Below are 19,713 nucleotides of genomic sequence, written 5' to 3' on the forward strand. Positions count from 1 at the left end.
GCCATGCGCGTGCAACAACTGATCCTGAAAAATCGTGCCGACATCGATGCCGTACTGGCGCCCCTGGCCGACATGCAGCCGCAGCTGGTGCTGGTCTTTGGCGCCTGCGCCTATTTCTCCACCCCCGAACTGACGGCGGCGCTGCAGCGCCAACTGCCAGGCGCCGTCATCGCCGGCTGTTCCACGGCGGGCGAGATTGCCGGCAAGCGCGTCTACGACGACAGCTGCGTCATCACCGCCATCGTCTTCGCGCACACGGCGGTGGCGATTGCCGACGCCATTATCTGCGACATGGCGGACTCGCACGATACCGGCGAGCGCCTGGCACAAGCGCTGCCGCAGGACGGCCTGACGGCGGTCTTCATGCTGGGCACGGGCGTGGCCATCAACGGCAGTGCCCTCATCGCTGGTCTGCAGGCGAATCTTCGCCCTGGCGTCACCATATCGGGCGGGCTGGCCGCCGACGGCGGCGCCTTCCGCCAGACCTGGACCCTGGGCCCGCGCGGCGCGGCCGACAATACCATCGTCGCCGTCGGCCTGTACGGCGGGCATATCCGCCTCGGCTACGGCAGCCATGCTGGCTGGCAAGCGTTCGGCCCAGCGCGCAAGGTGACGCGCTGCGTCGACAACGTGCTGTATGGTCTGGATGGCGCGCGGGCGCTGGACATCTACAAACTCTACCTGGGCGACTATGCGCGCGACCTGCCCGGCTCGGGCCTGCTGTTTCCGTTTGAAATGCTCACTGCGGCGCATGAAAAAAGCAATGTATTTCGCACCATCCTCGCCGTCGATGAAGAACAGGGTTCGCTGACACTGGCCGGTGACATCCTCGCCGACGGTTACCTGAAATTAATGCATTCCAGTACCGACCGGCTGATAGACGGGGCCGAAACGGCCGCCCGCAGCGTCCAGCCCCACGCCGATGCGGTGGGCGACCAGCTGGCACTGCTGGTCAGCTGCGTGGGCCGCAAGCTGGTCATGGGCGATAGTGTCGAGGAAGAGGTAGAAGCGGTGGCCGACGTACTGGGCAGCGGTGCCACCTGTATCGCCGGCTTCTACTCAAACGGCGAAATCGGCATCACGCAGCCGCATGGGGCATGCCAGTTGCATAACCAGACGATGACCGTGACTGTGCTGAGCGAAGCATGAACCGTACCCTTGCCCGTCAACTGAGCCGCGTCTGCAATATCGACGCGGGAAGCGCCTGCATCGCCTTGCAGGAACAGGCCCAGGCCATGGCGGCGCGAGCCGACACTCCCGCCGAACTGGCCGCTTTCCTGGCCGGCCTGCCGGCCCTGCTGCTGCGCATCGACAGCACCAACGAACAGTCCGAACGCGATCTGGACTTGCGCTCACGCAGCCTGGAACTGAGTTCGACAGAACTGAGCATGACCAACGACCTGCTGCGCACGGAACTGGCAAGCCGCAACCGCGTCCTGCAATCGCTGCGCGTGGCAGCCGTGCGCCTGCTCGACAACGACGATTCCGGTCTGCACCTGCCGCAGGAAGGCGATATCGAGGGCCTCTCGGAGCTGCTCGCCGAGCTGGTGTCGCAGCAGGAACTGCGCCGCATCGAACTGCAGAACCAGCGCTTTGCGATGGACCAGCATGCCATTATCAGCATCACCGACACGGCCGGCGTCATCATTTACGTCAACGACAAGTTCTGTGCCATCAGCGGGTTTGCGCGAGAAGAGCTGATCGGCAAGACGCACCGCCTGATCAATTCGCATACGCATCCTGACGCCTTCTTTGCGCAGATGTGGCAAACCATTGCCGCCGGCCAGGTGTGGCATGGCGAAATCTGCAACTACGCTAAAGATGGCGGGCAATACTGGGTCGACGCCACCATCGTGCCCTTCCTCGATGCCGCCGGCAAGCCCTATCAATACATCGCCATCCGCACGGAAATCAGCGACAGCAAGCGCATGGCAGAGACTATTACGAAAAGCGAGCGCGAATACCGCAACGTCGTCAACAGCCTCAATGAAGTGGTCTTCCGCACGGACGTGCGCTGCGCCTGGACCTTCCTGAACCCCGCCTGGCACACCATCACCGGCTTTGGCATCGCCGAAAGCCTGGGCAAGAGCGTCCTGCAATTCATCGACGCGCGCGACGTTGAGCGCGCTGGCGTCGACCTGGCTCAGCTTCTGGCCGGCCAGGTGGACAGTATGCGCCATGAAGCGCGCTACATCACCAAGGACGGCAACGTGCGCTGGGTTGACGTGTGCGCACGCGCCGAACACGATGGCCAGGGGAGGCTGGCCGGCATCACCGGCAGCCTGACCGATATCACCGAACGGCGCCTGGCGGCGCGCGAGCTGCAGCACAACCTCAACTTCGTCGATGCACTGATCGAGGCCATCCCGATTCCTTTGTACCTGAAGGATGTGCAGGGCCGCTACCTGCGCGCCAACCGCGCGTTTTGCACCTTCTTCCATCTCGACCAGGCGCGCATCCTGGACCTGACGCTGACCGGCATCCTGCCGCAACTGGAGGCGCAGCAAGTGCTGCAGCGCGACCTGGACCTGCTGCAAGACCGGGGCAACCAGACATATGAAGACCGGCTGAGCGTCGGCGCGCGCCAGGTCGATGTGTTGTTCAGCAAGGCGGCCCTGCTGAAGTCCGACGGCAGCCTGCACGGCCTGGTCGGCACCATCGTCGACATTTCCAGCCAAAAGGCGGCCGAGCGCGCGCTGTTGCTGGCCAAGGAAGTGGCCGAATCGGCCAGCCGCTCGAAGAGCGAATTCCTGGCCAACATGAGCCACGAAATCCGCACGCCGATGAACGGCATACTGGGCATGACGGACCTGGTGCTCGATTCCGAACTCGACGTCCACCAGCGCAAATACCTGGAAATCGTCAAGGCCTCGGCCGACGCCCTGCTGTGCATCATCAACGACATCCTCGATTTCTCGAGGATCGAGGCAGGCATGCTGACCCTGGAAAGCATCCCTTTCAAGCTGCGCCAGCTGATGCAGGAAACCATGCGTGCCCTCGCGGTGCGGGCCCGGGTCAGCGGCCTGGAACTGGTGCTCGACGTCGATCCCGCGCTGCCGCAAACCTTGCTCGGCGACCCTGGCCGGCTGCGTCAGGTGCTGACCAACCTGGCGGGCAACGCGGTCAAGTTCACGCCGCGCGGCGAAGTCACTGTCAGTGCGCGGCTGCGCGCCAGCGGCGATGGCATGGCCCAGGTGCAGCTGTGCGTGCGCGACACCGGCATCGGCATCGCCGCCGACATGCAGGAGGCCGTCTTCGACGCGTTCCAGCAGGAAGACGGTTCGACCACGCGGCGCTTCGGCGGCACGGGACTGGGCCTGTCGATCACGCGCTGTCTGGTGACCATGATGGGCGGCAGCATCAGCCTGACGAGCGAACTGGGCAAGGGCAGCAGCTTCAGCGTGGACCTGGCCCTGCCCATCGGCGAGAATCAGCCTTGCCTGCCGCCGCCTGGCGCCTCGCTGGCGGGGCGGGCGATCCTGCTGGTCGACGACAATTCCAGCAGCCTGACCATCCTGCGCAAGATCTTCGAGCACAGCGGCGCCAGCGTCACCGCCTGCGAGTCGGGCGAGGCGGCACTGGAGCACTGCCGCAGCACCCTGCCGGCCGACTGCATCATCATGGACTTTGCCATGCCCGGCATGAATGGCTTCGACACGGCATCGGCACTGGCCGCCCTGCCCCACTGGAGCCAGGTGCCCATCGTCATGCTGTCGTCCAGCGGCAGCCTGGGCGACGCGGCGCGCTGCCGCGAACTGGGCATCCAGGGCTACCTGCTCAAGCCGGCCAGCCCCGAGGAATTGCTGGCCATCGCCATGAGCGTGCTGGGCACCTGCCGCGGCATGCCCAGCGCTGCGCCCGTGGTGACGCGCCATTGCGTACGCGAAGGCACACCCAGCCTTGACATCCTGCTAGTCGAAGACAACGCCATGAACCGCGAACTGGCCACCGTGCTGCTGTCGAATGCGGGCCACCGGGTCACGCATGCGGCGAATGGCCGCGAAGCGCTCGACTGCCAGGCCGCCAGCCATTTCGACATGATCCTGATGGACCTGCAGATGCCGGAAATGGGCGGTTTCGAAGCCACCGCGCAGATACGCCAGCGCGAAGCGCAAGGCATGCCGAAGAGTGTCATCATCGCCATGACGGCCAGCGCCTTCGAAGGCGACCGCGAACGCTGCATCGCCGGCGGGATGGACGATTACCTGTCCAAGCCTTTCCGCACCGCCACTTTCCAAAGCCTGATCGAGCAGCATGTGTTGCAAATAAGCAAGCCGACGCTGCCGCCCGCCATGGCGCCGCAAGTGGCAGTGCCGACCACCGGCGGCGCGGCGCGCTTCGACTACGCCGCCGCGCTGGCCAACGCCGACGCCGACGTGATCGGCATCATCGGCGCCTCCTTCCTGGCCAGCTTGCCGGAGCAGCTGACGGCCTTGCGCGCAGCCCTGCTGGCGGGCGACCGCCCCACCGCGAGCCGCCAGGCACATACCCTGGCTGGCTTGCTGGCCAACTTCCAGGCCATCCCCGCCGTCGCCATCGCCGCAGCCATCGATCGCGAAGCGGCACAGGCCACGCAGGGGGCGTTGCTGGTGCGGCTTGCCGCGCTGGAGGAGCAGCTGCAGCTGTTCATGCAGGAAACAGGCGCGGCTATCCAGGCGGCAAGCCGCACGCTGCACCCATCCGGGCAAACTTGATGTAGATCATAATTTTTTGAACACGCTCTTGCTATCCTGTAAAAATGACAGGAGACCTGGATGAGCAGACGCAGCCGAGCAATGCGGAGCAAAAAGTTGAACATGCGCGCCAGGGCAGCGCCTGGCAAGGCCTGCCGGCGCCCGACTATCCCGAGAGCGCGCAGGTGGCGCCGCCAGACATGCCCCTGGCCTGGCCGACGCGCCGGGCGACTACGTGCTGCAGACTTGACAACCGACTTCCGACAACCGAGGAAAACACCATGCCCTACACTACCCTGCTGGTCCACGTAGACAATTCCCGCCACTGTGCCCAGCGCATCCGCCTGGCCGTACGCCTGGCCATCGCCGAAGGCGCGCACCTGATCGGCTCGGCCATGAGCGGCATCTCGCGCTATGCGTATGGCGGCGGCGTCAACGCGCTGCAATTTGCGCCAGCGCAGATGCAGGCGCTGCGCAGCCAGGCCAGCGAAGCCTTGCATGAATTCGAGCGCATCGCCCGCGAAGAAGGCCTGGGCACCTGCGAAACGCGCTTCGTCGACGACGATGCGCAAGGCGCGCTGTTGCTGCAGGCGCGCTATTGCGACTTGCTGATCCTCGGCCAGACGGACGCGCAGGATACACCGTCGCGCGTCATCGCCGGCACGCCCGAATACCTGATGCTTCATTGCGGACGGCCCGTGCTGATGGTGCCGCATGCGCCATCGACTGCGCTAGCGGGCAGCGCGCAGCATCCGCTGCTGGCCTGGAACGGCAGCGCCGAAGCGCTGCGCGCTATCACCGATGCGCTGCCGCTGCTGCAACGGGCACAACAAGTCACCCTGGCCGTCGTCAATTCGCACGCCCAGCCGGCCGCCCACGGCGAGCAGCCGGGTGCCGACCTGGCCCTGTACCTGGCGCGCCACGGCGTCAACGTCGAGGTGCTGCAGCATGACACGCCGCCGGGCCAGGACGTGGGCGCGGCCCTGCTGGCCATGGCAGCGCAGCGCCAGTGCGACCTGGTGGTGATGGGCTGCTACGGCCACATGCGCCTGCGCGAAGCGCTACTGGGCGGCGTCACGCGCACGGTGCTGCAGGAGATGACCTTGCCGGTGCTGGTATCGCACTGACAGCGTCACGCTACCGTGGCGCCGAACAGCGTCCCGATGCCCGACGCCGCCGCCATCGACAGCGCGCTCCAGAACACCACGCGCAGCACGCCCCGGCCCACGCGCGCGCCGCCGGCCCTGGCCGCCAGGCCGCCCAGCAAGGCCAGCGATAGCAGGGACGCCACGACGATGGCCGGCGCCAGCATGGACATGGGCGCCAGCAGCACCACCAGCAGCGGCAACGCCGCGCCGACGGCAAAACTGAGCGCCGAAGCCAGCGCCGCCTGCAGCGGGCGCGCGCGCATACTCTCGGTGATGCCCAGTTCATCGCGCGCATGCGCGCCGATCGCATCGTGCGCCGTCAACGCCCTGGCCACTTGCGCAGCCAGCGGCAGCTCCAGGCCACGCGCCACGTAAATGTGCGTCAACTCGTGCAGCTCGCCCTTGGGATCGTCGAGCAGCTCGCCTCCCTCGCGCTCCAGCGCTGCCTGTTCCGTATCGGCCTGCGACTGCACCGAGACATATTCGCCCGTGGCCATCGACATGGCGCCCGCCACCAGGCCGGCCACGCCGGCGACCAGGATGCTGTCGTGCGTGGCATTCGCCGCCACCACGCCCAGCACCAGGCTGGCCGTCGAGACGATGCCGTCATTGGCGCCCAGCACGGCGGCGCGCAGCCAGCCCACGTTGTCCATCCGGTGAAACTCGCGGTGTCGCAATGGCATATTCGCTCCTTTATGTATGAATGGGTGCGCCAGCGGGCGCGGGAAAGCACACCGTCACCACCAGGCCCGCGCCATCGGGTCCGGCGGCCAGCTGCACGCTGGCGCCATGCGTTTCGGCGATGCGCCGCACGATCGACAAGCCCAGGCCGCTGCCTGGCTGGTGCGCGCCGGCGGCGCGAAAAAAACGTTCGAACACGCGCTCGCGCAACTGCTCGGCGATGCCGGGCCCCGTATCGCTCACGCGCAGCAGCACGCCATCGGCCCCGGTCCGACAGGCCAGCATCAGCGTGCCGCCGGCCGGGGTGTAGCGCATGGCATTGTCCATCAAGTTACGCGCCAGGATCAGGACATGGTCCAGCTGCAGGCGGCACGGTGCCGTGGCCAGGTCGGCCCGCAGTTGTAGATCCTGGCGCTGCGCCTGCGCCATCCAGCCAGGCAGCTGTTCGGCCAGCACGGCGGCCAGGTCCAGCACGGGCAGGTCGGGCGGCGGCTGTGACTGCGGGTCGAGCCGGGACAGGGTCAGCAACTGCCCCACCAGGCGCGTGGCGCGGTCCACGCTCAAGCCCAGGCCCATTACGGATTCCTTGCGCTCGGCATCGCTGCGCGCGCGCTGCAACACCTGCAAGTTGGTCTTGATGGCCGCCAGCGGCGTGCGCAGTTCATGCGCGGCATCGGCCGTGAAGCGCTGTTCCTGCTCGCGCGTCTGGCGCACGCGCACGAACAGGCGGTTGATGGCCTGCAGCAATGGCTGCACTTCCATGGGGGCTCCCGTCACGCTGACACTGGCGAGATCGTCGGGCGTGCGCTGCGCCACTTCGTCGGCGCTACGGCGCAGGGCGCGAAACACGCGGTTGATGCTCCACCAGATGGCGAGCGCCGCCAGGGCCGCGATCGGCACGCCGATGGCCAGCAGCTTCAGGGCGAAGCGGCTGCTGATTTCCTGGCGATGGCTGGCCGGTTCTGCCACCTGGATCTGCAGCTGCGCGTTGTGATTCCAGCTCGTGTAGATGCGCCACAGGCGGCCATCGTTGTCGCGCCAGCTGTAACCGACATTGTCCGGCGCGGCGAACGCCTGGTCCGGCGCGCCGGCATTCTTGTACAACAGGCGCTGCTGCGCATCCCACACCTGGAACAGCAGGTACTGGCGGTGGTTGCGGTTCTGCGCCACCGGCATCACCAGCGACGTGCTCGCGCCATGCTCCTGCACCTCGTGTTCCGCCAGGGAGAGCAGCAAATGCCCCGTCTCGGCCAGCGACTGGTCGAACAGTTCCTGGCTTTCGCGCCCCGCTTCCAGGTACACGATGGCGGCGCTGAAGCCCCATAGGGTGAACGTCAGTCCCAGCAGCACGAGCAGCAGCGTGCGCCGCAGCGACCATGCGCCGGCAGCGCCCAGGGCGCGCGTCGTCATGGAGACGCCTGCACATCGGGCGTATCGGTCGTAGCGGCTTTGTCGATGCTGTAGCCGATGGCATGCACGGTGCGGATCAGCGCCTTGCCCAGCTTGCGCCGCAAATGGTGGATATGTACCTGCAGCGCGTTGCTGTCGACTTCCTCGCCCCAGCTATAGACGCCTTCTTCCAGCTGTACGCGGCTCAGGATGCGCCCGCGCTGCTCGACAAGCATCAACAGGATGCTGAACTCCTTGCCCGTCAACGGCACCGCCACACCGGCCTGCAGCACCTGGCGGGCGGCGACATCGATGACGATATCGCCGTGCACGAGTTCTTCGTGCGTGCGCCCGGCCGCGCGGCGGCAGGCGCTGCGCATGCGCGCCGCCAGCTCATCGAGGTCGAAGGGCTTGACGATGAAATCGTCCGCGCCCGCGTCGAGGCCCGCCACCCGGTCGAGGATCTGATCGCGCGCCGTGACGATCAGGATCGCCCCGTCATAGCCGCTGCGGCGCAAGGTCGCCAGCGCCTGCATGCCATCCTCGCCCGGCAGGGCCAGGTCGAGCAACAGACAGCCATAACGGTGCAGGCGCACGGCCATATGCGCGCTTTCGGCCGACTGCACCCAGTCGACCGCATAGCCGGCCTGCTCCAGCCCCATCTGCGTGGCGCGTCCCAGCTGGGGGTCGTCTTCTGTCAGCAATATGCGCATCGTGGCCTATCCTGTCTGAATTTCATGCTGGCAGCGTAGGCGCCGGACATTAAGAACTTCTTAACATCTGCTGGCGACCATTCATCGTACACTTCCGGTTGCCTCCCATCTTAACCGCAGCCAGCCTTGCTGGACAATACTGGCACTGCCCGGTGCACTGGCGGCCGACACTCGACTGAGGCGGCGCCAACACGATTCATCCACGCGATTCACCGAAAAGGAAACACCATGAACACCGAGAAATTGACTACGCATGGCTGGCACTATGCGGCCCCGGCGCGCCTGCTGCACTGGCTCATGGCCGTGCTGATCCCCGCCATGCTGGCCCTGGGCTGGTTTATGATGGAGGTCGAGGACGATCCTGGCAGCGAGGTGTACTTCAATCTGCATAAATCGCTGGGCTTGCTGCTATTGCTGCTGCTCGCCGCGCGCGCCGCCTGGCGCCTGGGCCACAGGCCGGCCAGCCTGCCGCCGTCGGTGGTGCCGTGGCAAGCGCGCCTGTCGCGCCTGGGCCACGGCTTGCTGTACGCGGGCATGCTGCTGGTGCCGGCCGCTGGCCTGGCCGGGGCGCTGCTGAGCAAGAGTGGCGTAGCCTTCTTCGGCCTGGCACTGCCACGCTGGTTCGCGCCCGACCATGCGCTGGCGGAACAGTGGTTCGGTCTGCATGAACTGGGCGCCTGGACCCTGGCCGGTCTGATCGTGCTGCATGTACTGGCGGGCGTCAAGCATCTGTTGCTGGACAAGGACGGCGTTTTCCAGCGCATGCTGTAGCGCGCGCGGCCCGATATTGCGCATGCCTTGCACCCGGTGCCCAAGGCGGCAAGCTACAGCCAGCCCTCGCGTTTCAGGCGCCGGTGCAGCCAGTAGCAGCCGGCGATGATGACAACGATCACGGCCGGATAGCTGCCGCGCCACTTCAGCTCCGGCATGAATTCAAAGTTCATGCCATACAGGCTGAAGACCATGGTGGGCACGGCCAGGATGGCGGCCCAGGCGGCCAGGCGCTTGACCACCTCGTTCTGGCGGATCGATATTTGCCCCAGTGCCACCTGCATGGCCGAATTGACCAGTTCGCGCATCTGTCCCGCCGTGTGCGTGACGCGTTTGACGTGGTCGAGAATGTCGCGGTAATAGATGCGGTTTTCCTTGGGCACGATGTCGCCATGGAAACGAATCAGCTGGGTGCAAATGTCATGCAGGGGATTGACGGCCGCGTCCAGCTTCAGCAGCTCCGTCTTGAGCTGGTAGAAATCCTGCAGCTTGTCTTCGGAGAGACTGGGCTTGAACAGTTGCAGCTCATGGTGCTGGAAGCGGGACTGCAAATGGTCGATGCAGGGCTGGTACTGGTCGACGATGAAGTCGATGATGGAATACAGCACGTAGCCGGGGCCGCTGGCCAGTTTCTCGGGCACGCTTTCCTTGCGCTCACGCAACTTCGCATAGCCGGCCGAGGCGCCGTGGCGCACCGTGATGATGAAGCGGGGGCCGAGAAAGACGTGGGTTTCGCCGTAAACAATGGCGTCGCCGTCGAGGGTAGCCGTGTGCATCACCATGAACAGGGTGTCGCCGTATTCTTCCAGCTTGGGCCGCTCATGCGCACCCTGCGCATCCTCGACCGCCAGTTCATGCAAGCCGAAGGCCGATTGCAACGCCTGCATGGCCGTGACGTCGGGGCTGGCCATGCCGATCCAGACGAAACAATCGGAGTCTCCGAGGAAGTCGCCCACCTTGTCGATGTCGAAATGGGCGATTTTCTTGCCATCGCGATAGGCTTCGCAATTGACGACGGCGGCGTGGGTACTCAGGTCCATGGTGATTTTCTGATATGGGCGGCAATGCCGGGCGGCCAGTATAGCGGAGACCATGATAACCATGCCAGCCGAGTGAGCGCATGGACATGCGGGTACGCCAATACAAAAATTTGAAACAAGGATAATCGGGATTGAACGACCTCGGCGGCCTATACCGTCGACATGACCGCATTCAAGGCGCGCCGCAATTCTTTCAGCCGGGGCGGCTTGCCCAGCACGCAGTTGACGTGTTCGGGGTAGTCACTGTCGGCCGCCAGGCGCTGGCCCCAGCCCGTAAGCATGATGATGGGCGTGGCCGGCGAGCACTGACGCACCGCGCTGGCCACCTTGCGCCCGTCCACGTGGGGCATGCCCAGGTCCGTGATGACCACCGCAAAGTGCGCGTGCCGGTCGCGCGCGGCGAGGAAGCAATCGATGCCGGCCTGGCCCCCGTCGGCGGACACCACCTCGTGGCCGTCGATTTCCAGGATGTCGCGCAGGGATTTGAGCACCATCGGGTCGTCGTCCACCACGAGGATGCGCAGGCGCGGCGGCACTGCGTGGGCCGCCTCGGGCGCGATCTCCCCTTCGCCCGCCGCGCAGGCAGGAAAAGCCAGACGCACCGCCGTGCCCTGCCCCGGCGCCGTGAGGATGTCGATGCTGGCACCATGGCGTTCCATCATGCCGTACACCATGGCCAGGCCCAGGCCCGTGCCCCGCTCGCCCTTGGTGGTGAAAAACGGTTCCAGGCAGCGCCGGCGCGTATTGTCGTCCATGCCGATGCCCGTGTCGCCCACCTCGATCTGCACCTGGCGCGCCGCCTGGCCGGGCATGCCGATACAGCTGGTGCACACGGTCAGGGTGCCGCCATCCGGCATGGCGTCGACGGCGTTGAAGACCAGATTGGTCAGTGCTTCGCGCAGTTCACCCACGCTGCCGGGCAGCATGGGCAGAGCGTCCGCCAGCTCCGTGCGCAGGGCGATGACGATGCCGCGCTGCTGCGGCATGTCGCTCCAGCGCGCGCGCGTCAGGTCCAGCACCTGCTGCACCACCAGGTTGGCATTGATGGGGGACAGCGCCAGTTGCGGTTCGCGCTGGCGGTAGAATTCGCGCATGCGCGCCACGGTGGCGGCCACGTCGTCGATGGCGCGCTCGATCACTTCCAGACAATGCCGGCCCTGCGGACTGAGACTGGTTTCCGTCTCCAGCAAGGACTCTGTGTACAGGGCCACGGGCGAAATGGCGTTATTGATGTCGTGCGCGATGCCGCTGGCCATCTGTCCCAGCGCGCGCAGGCGCTCCTGCTGCATTACCGATTGCTGCGTCTGGCGCAAATCGTCATACGCGCGCTGCAGCGCGCCGTAGAGCTGTACCTGGTTGGCGGCCAGCGCCACGTGTTCGCTCAGCTGGCTGAGGAATTCACATTCGCCGCTGGTAAAGCTGTGTGCGGCATGGCGCGCCACGATCAGGATGCCGAAGACCGTGTTTTCGGCCAGCAGAGGCGCCATGACGAGGGCGCGCAGCCCTCCTTGCGCCAGCCGCTGCGGAAACGGAAACGCCACCTCGGCGATGTCGGCTTCATACACGAGCTTGCCGCGCACGCAGCTCGACAGGCCATTCTCGTCGATGGGGATGTGCGCGTGTTCGCTCATCATGAACGACTGCGCCAGCGCTTCGCTGCGCACGCCCACGCACGTCACCTGCAGCGCGTACTGGGATGGCTCGTACAGGCAGATGCAGCTGAAATCGATGGGCAGCTGGTCTTCCAGGCTGCGCACCACCACCTGGAAAATGCTGCGCAAGTCCTGCCGCTCGCCGATCGAGCGCGTGATCTGCTGCAGCAGGTTCAGGCGTTCGAGCTGCTCATGCACCTTGCGCTCGGCCAGCTGGCGCTCGGCAATCTGCGTTTCCAGGGCGGCATTCGTGTACGCCAGCTCGTCGCGCGAGACGGTGGTGCGGCGCAGCTTTTCCGTCATGCCGTCGAAGGCGCGCGCCAGGTCGCCGATTTCATTCCTGGTGTGCACGCCGAGCGCAAAATCGAGCTTGCCGGCGCCGACGATCAAGGTACCCTGGCGCAGCTTTTCCAGCGGTCCCGTGACGCTGCTCACCGTGAAATAAATCAGGCCGGCCACCAAAGCGATAATCATGCCGCCAAACAGCATCACGGCCACGTTGGCCCGCTGCTGCGCATCGAGCACGCCTTGCCGGCTCAATTCGGACAACAGCATTGCGTCCGAGATCATGCCCTGCACCTTGCCCATGATCTGGCCGGACAGGCGCGACTCCAGCTCGCCGAGCACCTCGCGCCGCTGCGGGTCCTGTCCCAGTTCGCGGTGATTCGCCACAAACAGCTCGAACAGAGCGCCCACGCCGGCCAGGTCGCCCTGCAATTTGCGCAGCAGCGCGCGCTCCTCGCCGGTGCTGAAGGCGGGCGTGGCCAGCAGGCCCGTGGCCAGCGATTCACTGCGCAGCTGCCACTGGGCACGCGTGCGTGCGCCATGGTGCAGCGCATATTCGATCGACAGGTAGCGCAGCGACGTGACCGCTTGCAGGATATCGCCGGCGGCCTTGTTCTTCGCCAGTTCGCGCTGCATCGCCATGGTGGTGGAGAACAGCACGGCGACGATGATGGCTACCAGCACCACGCAAAACAATTGGGCCAGCTTGAAGCGCGTTACGATTTTCACGGTGGCTTTCTCAATGAATGACCGTCACGGCCGAAGGCGCCACGGCTTCCAGGCCATCGAGGTAGACGGCATCGAGGAAGTTCGGCATGTCGCCGTTCCCGGCCAGGCGGTTCTTGATGGCCCAGCGCGCCTCGTCTTCCAGCGCCAGCAGCAAGCCCTGGTCGAGCACGATACCAAACTGATAACCGTGCCAGGCCGCCTGCAGGCGCGCCGCCTCGCTGGCCGACGCCGTGGAAAACAGGGCGCGCGCGGCGTCGGGCTCGTCGCGGCAAAAACGCGCGCCGGCGAGCAGCGCGCGCAGCACCTTGCGTATCGTCGCCGGATGACTGCGCACATAGTCGCCCGTGCCGGCCACATTGAACAGGCCCGCATACACGTCCTCGCCATAGAAGATGGCCGCCTTGCCCCCGATGGCATGCGTCATGCCCGTCAGGAACGGTTCCCAGCCGGCCGCCGCGTCGACCTCGCCCCTGGCCAGCGCCCCGGCCAGCTGGTCCGGCGTGTAGTTGCGCAAGGTAACTTCAGCGGGCATCAGCTTCTGGCGGTTCAAAAAAGCGTCCAGCGTGAACTGGCCGGAGGTACCCAAAGTGACGCCGATGCGCTTGCCCTTCAGGCTGGCGGGGGTGGACACGCCGCGGTCCAGGCGCCCCACGATACCGTGGTCACGCTCGGCCTCGAAGATGCTGGCGATGATGACGACGGACTGGTTCTGCAGGCTGGCCAGCACCACGGGAATGTCGGACACGGTTCCCAGGTCGGCCCTGCCCTGCAGCACGGCTTGCATCGACGCCTTGCCCGACGAATACGGCTGCAGCAGCGCATGGATGCCTTCGCGCGCGAAATAGCCCTGCCCGTGCGCGGCCAGGACGGGGCAGCTGCCCACGTATTCCGCATTCACGGCAAAGCGCAGCTCTTCCACGGGGCCGGTCGGCGCAGCGGAACGGGCATTGAGCCGCCAGAGGGCTGCACCGGCCAGCGCCAGCAACAGCGCGAAGGACGCCAGCCAGATCGCCCGGCGCACCGGCGCTGTGCCGTTCATGCGCTACGCTGCGCTGTGGCCGACTCCAGCGCGCTGTTGATGGCCTCGGAAAACGCCGCCACGTCGATCGGCTTGGTCAGGTAGCGGTAGAAGCCCGCCGCCAGCCCCTGGCGGATATCGCCCGGCCCGGCCACGGCCGTCAGCGCGATGACGGGAATATGCGCGGTGCGGGCATCGGCGCGCAGCAGCTGCATGACTTGCGTGCCGCTGATGTCGGGCAGGTCGCTATCCATCAGTATCAGCTGCGGCAGGTGGCGGCGTGCCAGGTCCAGGCCAGTCTGGCCGTCGCCGGCCGACAGCAGGTCGAGGTCGGGGCGAAAATGGATCAGGCCCGCCACCAGCGCCAGATTCAGGGGATTGTCTTCCACATACAGCAGCGTCTTGCGGTCCGGCAGCCGTAGCGTATCTGCGGGCCGGGCAATGGCGGACCGGCGCGCACTTTCCTGCGGCGGCTGGCGCGCCGGGCAACTGGCGATATCGAGCCAGAAGGTGCTGCCGCGTCCGGGCGTGCTGTCCACGCCCAGCCTGGCCTGCATGGCTTCGGCCAGACGCTTGCTGACCACCAGCCCCAGGCCCGTTCCCTCTTCGTCGCGCGCATCGCGTCCCAGGCGGTTGTACGGCTGGAACAGCGCCTCCAGCTGCGCGCTACTCATGCCGCCGCCCGTGTCACGAACGGACAGGCGCAACTGCCACGCATCGACGGGCTGGCAATCGACATGGATCTCGCCCTGCTCCCGGTTGTATTTGACGGCGTTCGACAGCAAATTGAGCAGCACCTGCTTGAGGCGCGTGCGGTCGGCCAGCACGTGCAGGCCGCCCGCTTCCACGAACGTCAAGGTGATGCCGCGCTTGTGCGCCAGCGGTTCCATCATTTGCCAGCATTCGTGGTAAATGTCGGCCAGCCCCACGGGTTCCATGGACAGCGACATATTACCCGACTCGATCCTGGCGATATCGAGGATGTCGTTGATCAGAGTCAACAGATGCCGGCCCGCGCCGAAGATGTGCGAGGCAAAGGTTTTCTTTTCCTGCGCCGTCGAGGGGATGGAGTCGGACATCAGCATCTGCGAAAAGCCCAGGATGGCGTTGAGCGGCGTGCGCAGCTCGTGACTCATGCTGGACAGGAAATTGGTCTTTTCCTGGTTCGCCCGCTCGGCTACTTCGCGGGCCAGCTGCAAATCCTTGTTCATGGCGTCGAGTTCGGCCGTGTGCTGGCGCAGCAGCAATTCCAGGCGCGCATTGGCGATGCGCAGCTGGCGCGTTTCCAGCGCCCGCGCCAGTATCAGCAGGATGCCCGACACCTTGAACGGCTTGACGACATAGTCGAGCGCGCCCGCCTTCATGGCCTGCACGGCCGAGGCGATCGTGCCTTCGCCCGTCATGATGATGCAAGCCAGGTGCGGATCGATCAGGCGCGCCGCTTCCACCACGGCGATGCCGTTCATGCCCGGCATCATCAGGTCGACCAGCAGCAGATCGAACGATTCGTTGGCCAGCAGCGATAGCGCCGCCTCGCCCGAAGCCAGGCCCGTCGTGTCGTAGGCCTGCCCGCGCAGGGTGTCGCACAGCGCGCGCACATGCGCCAGCTCGTCATCGACGATCAGTATCCGCGGCGGCATTGATGAGCTGTTCATGCATTCTCCTGGCGGCATGACCTTGCGGACCGGGAACTTGCCCCGCAACATGCGTTCCGAGCATAGCACTTGAAAATTACTAAAAATGCACGCTTTGTCACGCGTCACGACGCTAGGCCATCACTGGCAGCCCCCGCAGCAACTTGTCCAGGGTCAGCGGATAGTCGCGCACCCTCACCCGCGTCGCGTTATACACGGCATTGGCAATGGCCGCCGCCACGCCGCAGATGCCCAGCTCGCCCACGCCCTTGGCTTTCATGGGCGAGGACATGGGGTCCGTTTCGTCCAGGAAAATGACGTCCTGGTGCGGAATGTCGGCGTGCACGGGCACTTCGTAGCCGGCCAGGTCGTGGTTGACGAAAAAGCCGCGGCGCCGGTCGAGCGCCAGTTCTTCCATCAGAGCCGCGCCCACGCCCATGGTCATGGCGCCGATCACCTGGCTGCGCGCCGCTTTCGGGTTCAGGATGCGGCCCGCCGCGCACACGGCCAGCATGCGGCGCACGCGCACTTCGCCCGTGTCGCCGTCCACGCCGACCTCGACGAAATGCGCGCCAAATGTCGATTGCTGGAATTTTTTGTCGAGGTCGCCGTATTCCATGTGGTCTTCCGCCACGACATCGCCATGGAAGGCGGCAGCAGCAAGTGGCACGCTGCGCTCGCCCTGGCTCACTTGTCCATCAGAAAAGCGTGCTTCCTTTTCATCAAAGCCCAGCTTGCCGGCGATGGCCTGGCGCAGGCGCACGCAGGCCGCGTACACGCCGGCCGTGGAACTGTTGCCACCCCACTGCCCGCCCGAACCGGCAGAGACGGGAAAATCCGAGTCGCCCAGGCGCACGACGACACGGTTCAAGGTCACGCCCAGCATTTCTGCCGCCGTCTGGGCGATGATCGTGTAGCTGCCCGTGCCGATATCCGTCATGTCCGTTTCCACCGTGATCATGCCCTTGCCATCGAGGCGCACGCGGGCGGCGGACTGCATGACGACGTTGTTGCGGAAGGCGGCCGCCACCCCCATGCCCACCAGCCAGCGGCCCTCGCGCCGCATGCCCGGCTGCGCTTGGCGCTCCTTCCAGCCGAATTCCACGGCGCCCGTGCGCAGGCAATCGATCAGGCGGCGCTGGGAAAACGGTCTGCCCGGTTTTTCCGGATCGACCTTGGTGTCGTTGAGGATGCGCAAGACGATGGGGTCCATTTTCAGCTTTTCCGCCATCTCGTCCATGGCGATTTCCAGCGCCATCAAGCCCGGCGCCTCGCCCGGCGCGCGCATGGCGTTGCCTTCCGGCAAATCGAGCACGGCCAGGCGCATGGCCGTCATGCGGTTCGGCCCTGCGTACAGCAGGCGCGTCTGCATCACGGCCGTTTCCGGCTGGCCGCCTTTCAAGTCGCCCGACCACGATTCGTGGCCGATGGCCGTGATCTTGCCGTCGCGCGTGGCGCCGATGCGCAAGCGCTGGATGGTGGCGGGCCGGTGCGTGGTGTTGTTGAACATCAAGGGACGCGTCAGGGCCACCTTGACGGGGCGCCGCACCGCGCGCGCGCCCAGCGCGGCCAGCAGGGCATCGGCGCGCACGAACAGCTTGCCGCCGAAGCCGCCGCCGATATACGGCGAGACGATGCGCACCTGCTCTTTCGGCAGCCCCAGAGTGCGGGCCAGGTCGCCCCTGCCCCAGTCCACCATCTGGTTCGCCGTCCAGACCGTCAGCTTGCCGCCCTCCCAGGCGGCAATCGAGGCGTGCGGCTCCATCATGGCGTGCGACTGGTCAGGCGTCGTATAGCTGGCGTCCAGGCGCACGGGGGCATTCGCATAGGCGAGCGCAAAATTGCCCGTCTTGCTGTCTGGCTTGCCGTCCTTCGGCTTGGTGGCGCTGCCCTTGGCCTTGGCCAGGTCGAAGGCGCCCGGCTGCTCGACATACTGAACGTCGAGCAACTGCGCGGCCGAGCGGGCTTGCTCGAAGGTTTCCGCCACCACCAGCGCGATGGCCTGGTGGTAATGCTCAATCTCCGGGCCGCCCAGCAGCTTCGCCGTGTTCATCTTGCCTTTGCCCAGCTTGCCCGCCGAACCGGCCGTCACCACGGCCAGTACCCCCGGTGCACGCCGCGCGGCGCTGGTATCGAGCGAGGCGATGCGGCCCCTGGCAATCGCCGCGCCCACCACGTAGCCGTAGGCGGCATGCGGCGCGGCGGCGTTTTGCTCATACGCGTACGGCGCCGTGCCCGTGGTTTTCAGGGGGCCGTCGATGCGGTCCGTGGGACGGCCCACGACTTTCAACTGGTCGATGGGGTTGGTGGTAGCAGGTGTCGTGAATTTCATGGCCTTAGCCTTTCTTCGCTTGTGCTTCAGCCATCACGGCAGCGATCGTGCGCTGCGCCAGGGTCACCTTGAAGGCGTTGTCGGCGGTGGGGTGCGCGCCGGCCAGCAGGCGTTCGCTCACGGCGGCGGCCCCATCGGGCATCGCTTGCTCTGCAGGAGCGATTCTCCACGGCTGCGGCGCCACGCCGCCCAGGGCCAGCCTGCCCGTGCCGTTGGGTAAAATAATCGCTGCGACGGACACCAGCGCGAACGCATACGAGGCGCGGTCGCGTACCTTGCGGTAGACGTGCGTGCCGCCGATCGGTTTGGGCAAGGTCACGCTGGTGATCAGTTCGCCTGGCTGCAGTACAGTTTCCAGCTGCGGCGTGTTGCCCGGCAAACGGTAAAAATCGGCGATGGGGATGGTGCGCACGGCGCCGTCGGCCCGCACCGTATCGATACTGGCATCGAGCACGCGCATGGCCACGGCCATGTCGCTGGGGTGCGTGGCGATGCAGGCAGCGCTGCCGCCCAGGATGGCCAGGGGCCGGCTGAAGCCGCCAATTGCCGGGCAGCCGCTGCCCGGCACGCGCTTGTTGCACGCCTGGTTCGTGTCATAAAAATACGGGCAGCGCGTGCGCTGCAGCAGGTTGCCCGCCGTCGTTGCCTTGTTGCGCAATTGCGCCGAAGCACCGGCCAGCAAGGCGCGCGATAGCACCGCGTAATCGCGGCGCACCGTGGCATGCGCCGCCAGCGCCGTATTGCGCACGAGGGCGCCGATGCGCAAGCCGCCGTCGGCCGTCGTCTCCACTTTATCCAGCGCGAGGCCATTCACGTCGATCAAATGCGCGGGCGTTTCAATCTCCAGTTTCATCAGATCGAGCAAATTCGTGCCGCCGGCGATGAACCTGGCGCCTGGCGTGCGCAAGGCGGCGGCCGCCGCTTCGGCCGGCGTGGCAGCCTTCTGGTAACTGAACACTCTCATGCCGGCCTCCCCGCCACCTCGGAAATCGCCTCGATGATGTTGGAATACGCGCCGCAGCGGCAAAGATTGCCGCTCATGCGTTCGCGCAACTCTTCCGGCGTCGCCTGCGGGGCAGCGTTCAAGTCCGCGCTGACGTGGCTGGGGATGCCCTCGCGAATCTCTCCCAGCGCGGCGACGGCAGAGCAGATTTGCCCCGGTGTGCAATAACCACATTGATAGCCGTCATGCGCAATGAAGGCGGCCTGCATCGGGTGCAGCTTGTCGGGCGTGCCGAGTCCCTCGATGGTGGTGATGCGGGCGCCCTCATGCATCACGGCCAGGCTCAGGCAGGCGTTGATGCGCTGGCCGTCCAGCATGACGGTACAGGCGCCGCACTGGCCGTGGTCGCAGCCCTTTTTAGTTCCCGTCAGGTGCAGGTGTTCGCGCAAGGCGTCGAGCAAGGTGGTGCGCGTATCGAGTTCCAGACTGTGTCGCCGCCCGTTGACGTCCAGGCTGACGTGCATCAGCACGGGCGGCGGCGAGGCACCGGCCTGGCTGGCCGCAGTTACGGCTTCCGCCGCTCCCGCCACGCCGGGCACTGCCACCGCCGTGGCCGACAGCGCGCCGGCGATCAGCAAGCCGCGCCTGCCGGCATTGATGTGATTACACTCTGTCATGTCGTGCTTCCTCCTGGCTGTGGACTGG

Annotated in this window: 14 protein-coding genes; 4 read left to right on the forward strand and 10 right to left on the reverse strand. The window is 66.0% G+C overall.

Annotation, left to right across the window (positions count from 1 at the left end; genetic code table 11):
- Positions 1-3 precede the first annotated feature (3 nt).
- Genes ACQ4WN_RS13375 through ACQ4WN_RS13385 form a run of 3 tightly spaced genes read left to right on the forward strand, consistent with a single transcriptional unit; the run spans position 4 to position 5,800 of the window.
- Entirely contained in the window at positions 4-1,149 is a 1,146-nt protein-coding gene (locus ACQ4WN_RS13375; RefSeq protein WP_436551986.1) for an FIST signal transduction protein, read from the forward strand.
- On the forward strand, positions 1,146-4,694 hold the full coding sequence (locus tag ACQ4WN_RS13380; RefSeq protein ID WP_436551987.1) for a response regulator: 3,549 nt from the start codon (positions 1,146-1,148) through the stop codon (positions 4,692-4,694). Before ACQ4WN_RS13375 ends, ACQ4WN_RS13380 begins: the two co-directional genes overlap by 4 nt.
- A 44-nt stretch (positions 4,695-4,738) precedes the next feature.
- Positions 4,739-5,800 (forward strand): universal stress protein, encoded by a 1,062-nt coding sequence (locus ACQ4WN_RS13385; protein WP_436551988.1) that lies wholly within the window; start codon positions 4,739-4,741, stop codon positions 5,798-5,800.
- A 5-nt stretch (positions 5,801-5,805) separates the two neighbouring features.
- Here the strand turns inward: ACQ4WN_RS13385 and ACQ4WN_RS13390 are convergent, their stop codons facing one another.
- Genes ACQ4WN_RS13390 through ACQ4WN_RS13400 form a run of 3 tightly spaced genes read right to left on the reverse strand, consistent with a single transcriptional unit; the run spans position 5,806 to position 8,604 of the window.
- Positions 5,806-6,504, reverse strand: a complete 699-nt coding sequence (locus ACQ4WN_RS13390) for a VIT1/CCC1 transporter family protein (RefSeq protein WP_436551989.1) — start codon at positions 6,502-6,504, stop codon at positions 5,806-5,808.
- A 10-nt stretch (positions 6,505-6,514) separates the two neighbouring features.
- A complete protein-coding gene (locus tag ACQ4WN_RS13395) occupies positions 6,515-7,912 on the reverse strand; it encodes an ATP-binding protein (RefSeq protein WP_436551990.1) in 1,398 nt (465 codons plus the stop codon).
- Positions 7,909-8,604 carry a response regulator gene (locus ACQ4WN_RS13400; protein WP_436551991.1) on the reverse strand — a complete coding sequence of 232 codons (696 nt, stop codon included), beginning with the start codon at positions 8,602-8,604 and terminating at the stop codon, positions 7,909-7,911. Before ACQ4WN_RS13400 ends, ACQ4WN_RS13395 begins: the two co-directional genes overlap by 4 nt.
- A 228-nt stretch (positions 8,605-8,832) precedes the next feature.
- On the opposite strand from ACQ4WN_RS13400, the gene ACQ4WN_RS13405 reads away from it, so the two are divergent.
- Positions 8,833-9,375 carry a cytochrome b gene (locus ACQ4WN_RS13405; protein ID WP_436551992.1) on the forward strand — a complete coding sequence of 181 codons (543 nt, stop codon included), beginning with the start codon at positions 8,833-8,835 and terminating at the stop codon, positions 9,373-9,375.
- Positions 9,376-9,428: 53 nt separating this feature from the next.
- Here ACQ4WN_RS13405 and ACQ4WN_RS13410 read toward each other — a convergent pair whose 3' ends face one another.
- The 7 genes from ACQ4WN_RS13410 to paoA all read right to left on the reverse strand — a co-directional run bounded on the left by ACQ4WN_RS13410 (position 9,429) and on the right by paoA (position 19,685).
- Positions 9,429-10,415, reverse strand: coding sequence for a magnesium and cobalt transport protein CorA (locus tag ACQ4WN_RS13410; protein ID WP_436551993.1), 987 nt, complete (start codon positions 10,413-10,415; stop codon positions 9,429-9,431).
- Between the two features lie 149 nt (positions 10,416-10,564).
- A complete protein-coding gene (locus ACQ4WN_RS13415; protein ID WP_436551994.1) occupies positions 10,565-13,081 on the reverse strand; it encodes an ATP-binding protein in 2,517 nt (838 codons plus the stop codon).
- A 10-nt stretch (positions 13,082-13,091) separates the two neighbouring features.
- On the reverse strand, positions 13,092-14,120 hold the full coding sequence (locus ACQ4WN_RS13420; RefSeq protein ID WP_436551995.1) for an ABC transporter substrate-binding protein: 1,029 nt from the start codon (positions 14,118-14,120) through the stop codon (positions 13,092-13,094).
- The gene (locus ACQ4WN_RS13425; RefSeq protein WP_436551996.1) at positions 14,117-15,754 is read right to left on the reverse strand and encodes a response regulator; all 1,638 of its coding nucleotides are present in this window, start codon (positions 15,752-15,754) and stop codon (positions 14,117-14,119) included. The genes ACQ4WN_RS13420 and ACQ4WN_RS13425 overlap by 4 nt, the downstream gene beginning before the upstream one ends.
- A gap of 112 nt (positions 15,755-15,866) precedes the next feature.
- Positions 15,867-18,065 (reverse strand): aldehyde oxidoreductase molybdenum-binding subunit PaoC, encoded by a 2,199-nt coding sequence (gene paoC, locus ACQ4WN_RS13430; protein WP_436551997.1) that lies wholly within the window; start codon positions 18,063-18,065, stop codon positions 15,867-15,869.
- A gap of 4 nt (positions 18,066-18,069) precedes the next feature.
- Positions 18,070-19,029 carry an FAD binding domain-containing protein gene (locus ACQ4WN_RS13435; RefSeq protein ID WP_436551998.1) on the reverse strand — a complete coding sequence of 320 codons (960 nt, stop codon included), beginning with the start codon at positions 19,027-19,029 and terminating at the stop codon, positions 18,070-18,072.
- Positions 19,026-19,685 carry an aldehyde dehydrogenase iron-sulfur subunit PaoA gene (gene paoA, locus ACQ4WN_RS13440; protein ID WP_436551999.1) on the reverse strand — a complete coding sequence of 220 codons (660 nt, stop codon included), beginning with the start codon at positions 19,683-19,685 and terminating at the stop codon, positions 19,026-19,028. Before paoA ends, ACQ4WN_RS13435 begins: the two co-directional genes overlap by 4 nt.
- Positions 19,686-19,713 lie beyond the last annotated feature (28 nt).

The organism is Janthinobacterium pasteuri (assembly GCF_051380775.1).
Taxonomy (GTDB): domain Bacteria; phylum Pseudomonadota; class Gammaproteobacteria; order Burkholderiales; family Burkholderiaceae_D; genus Janthinobacterium.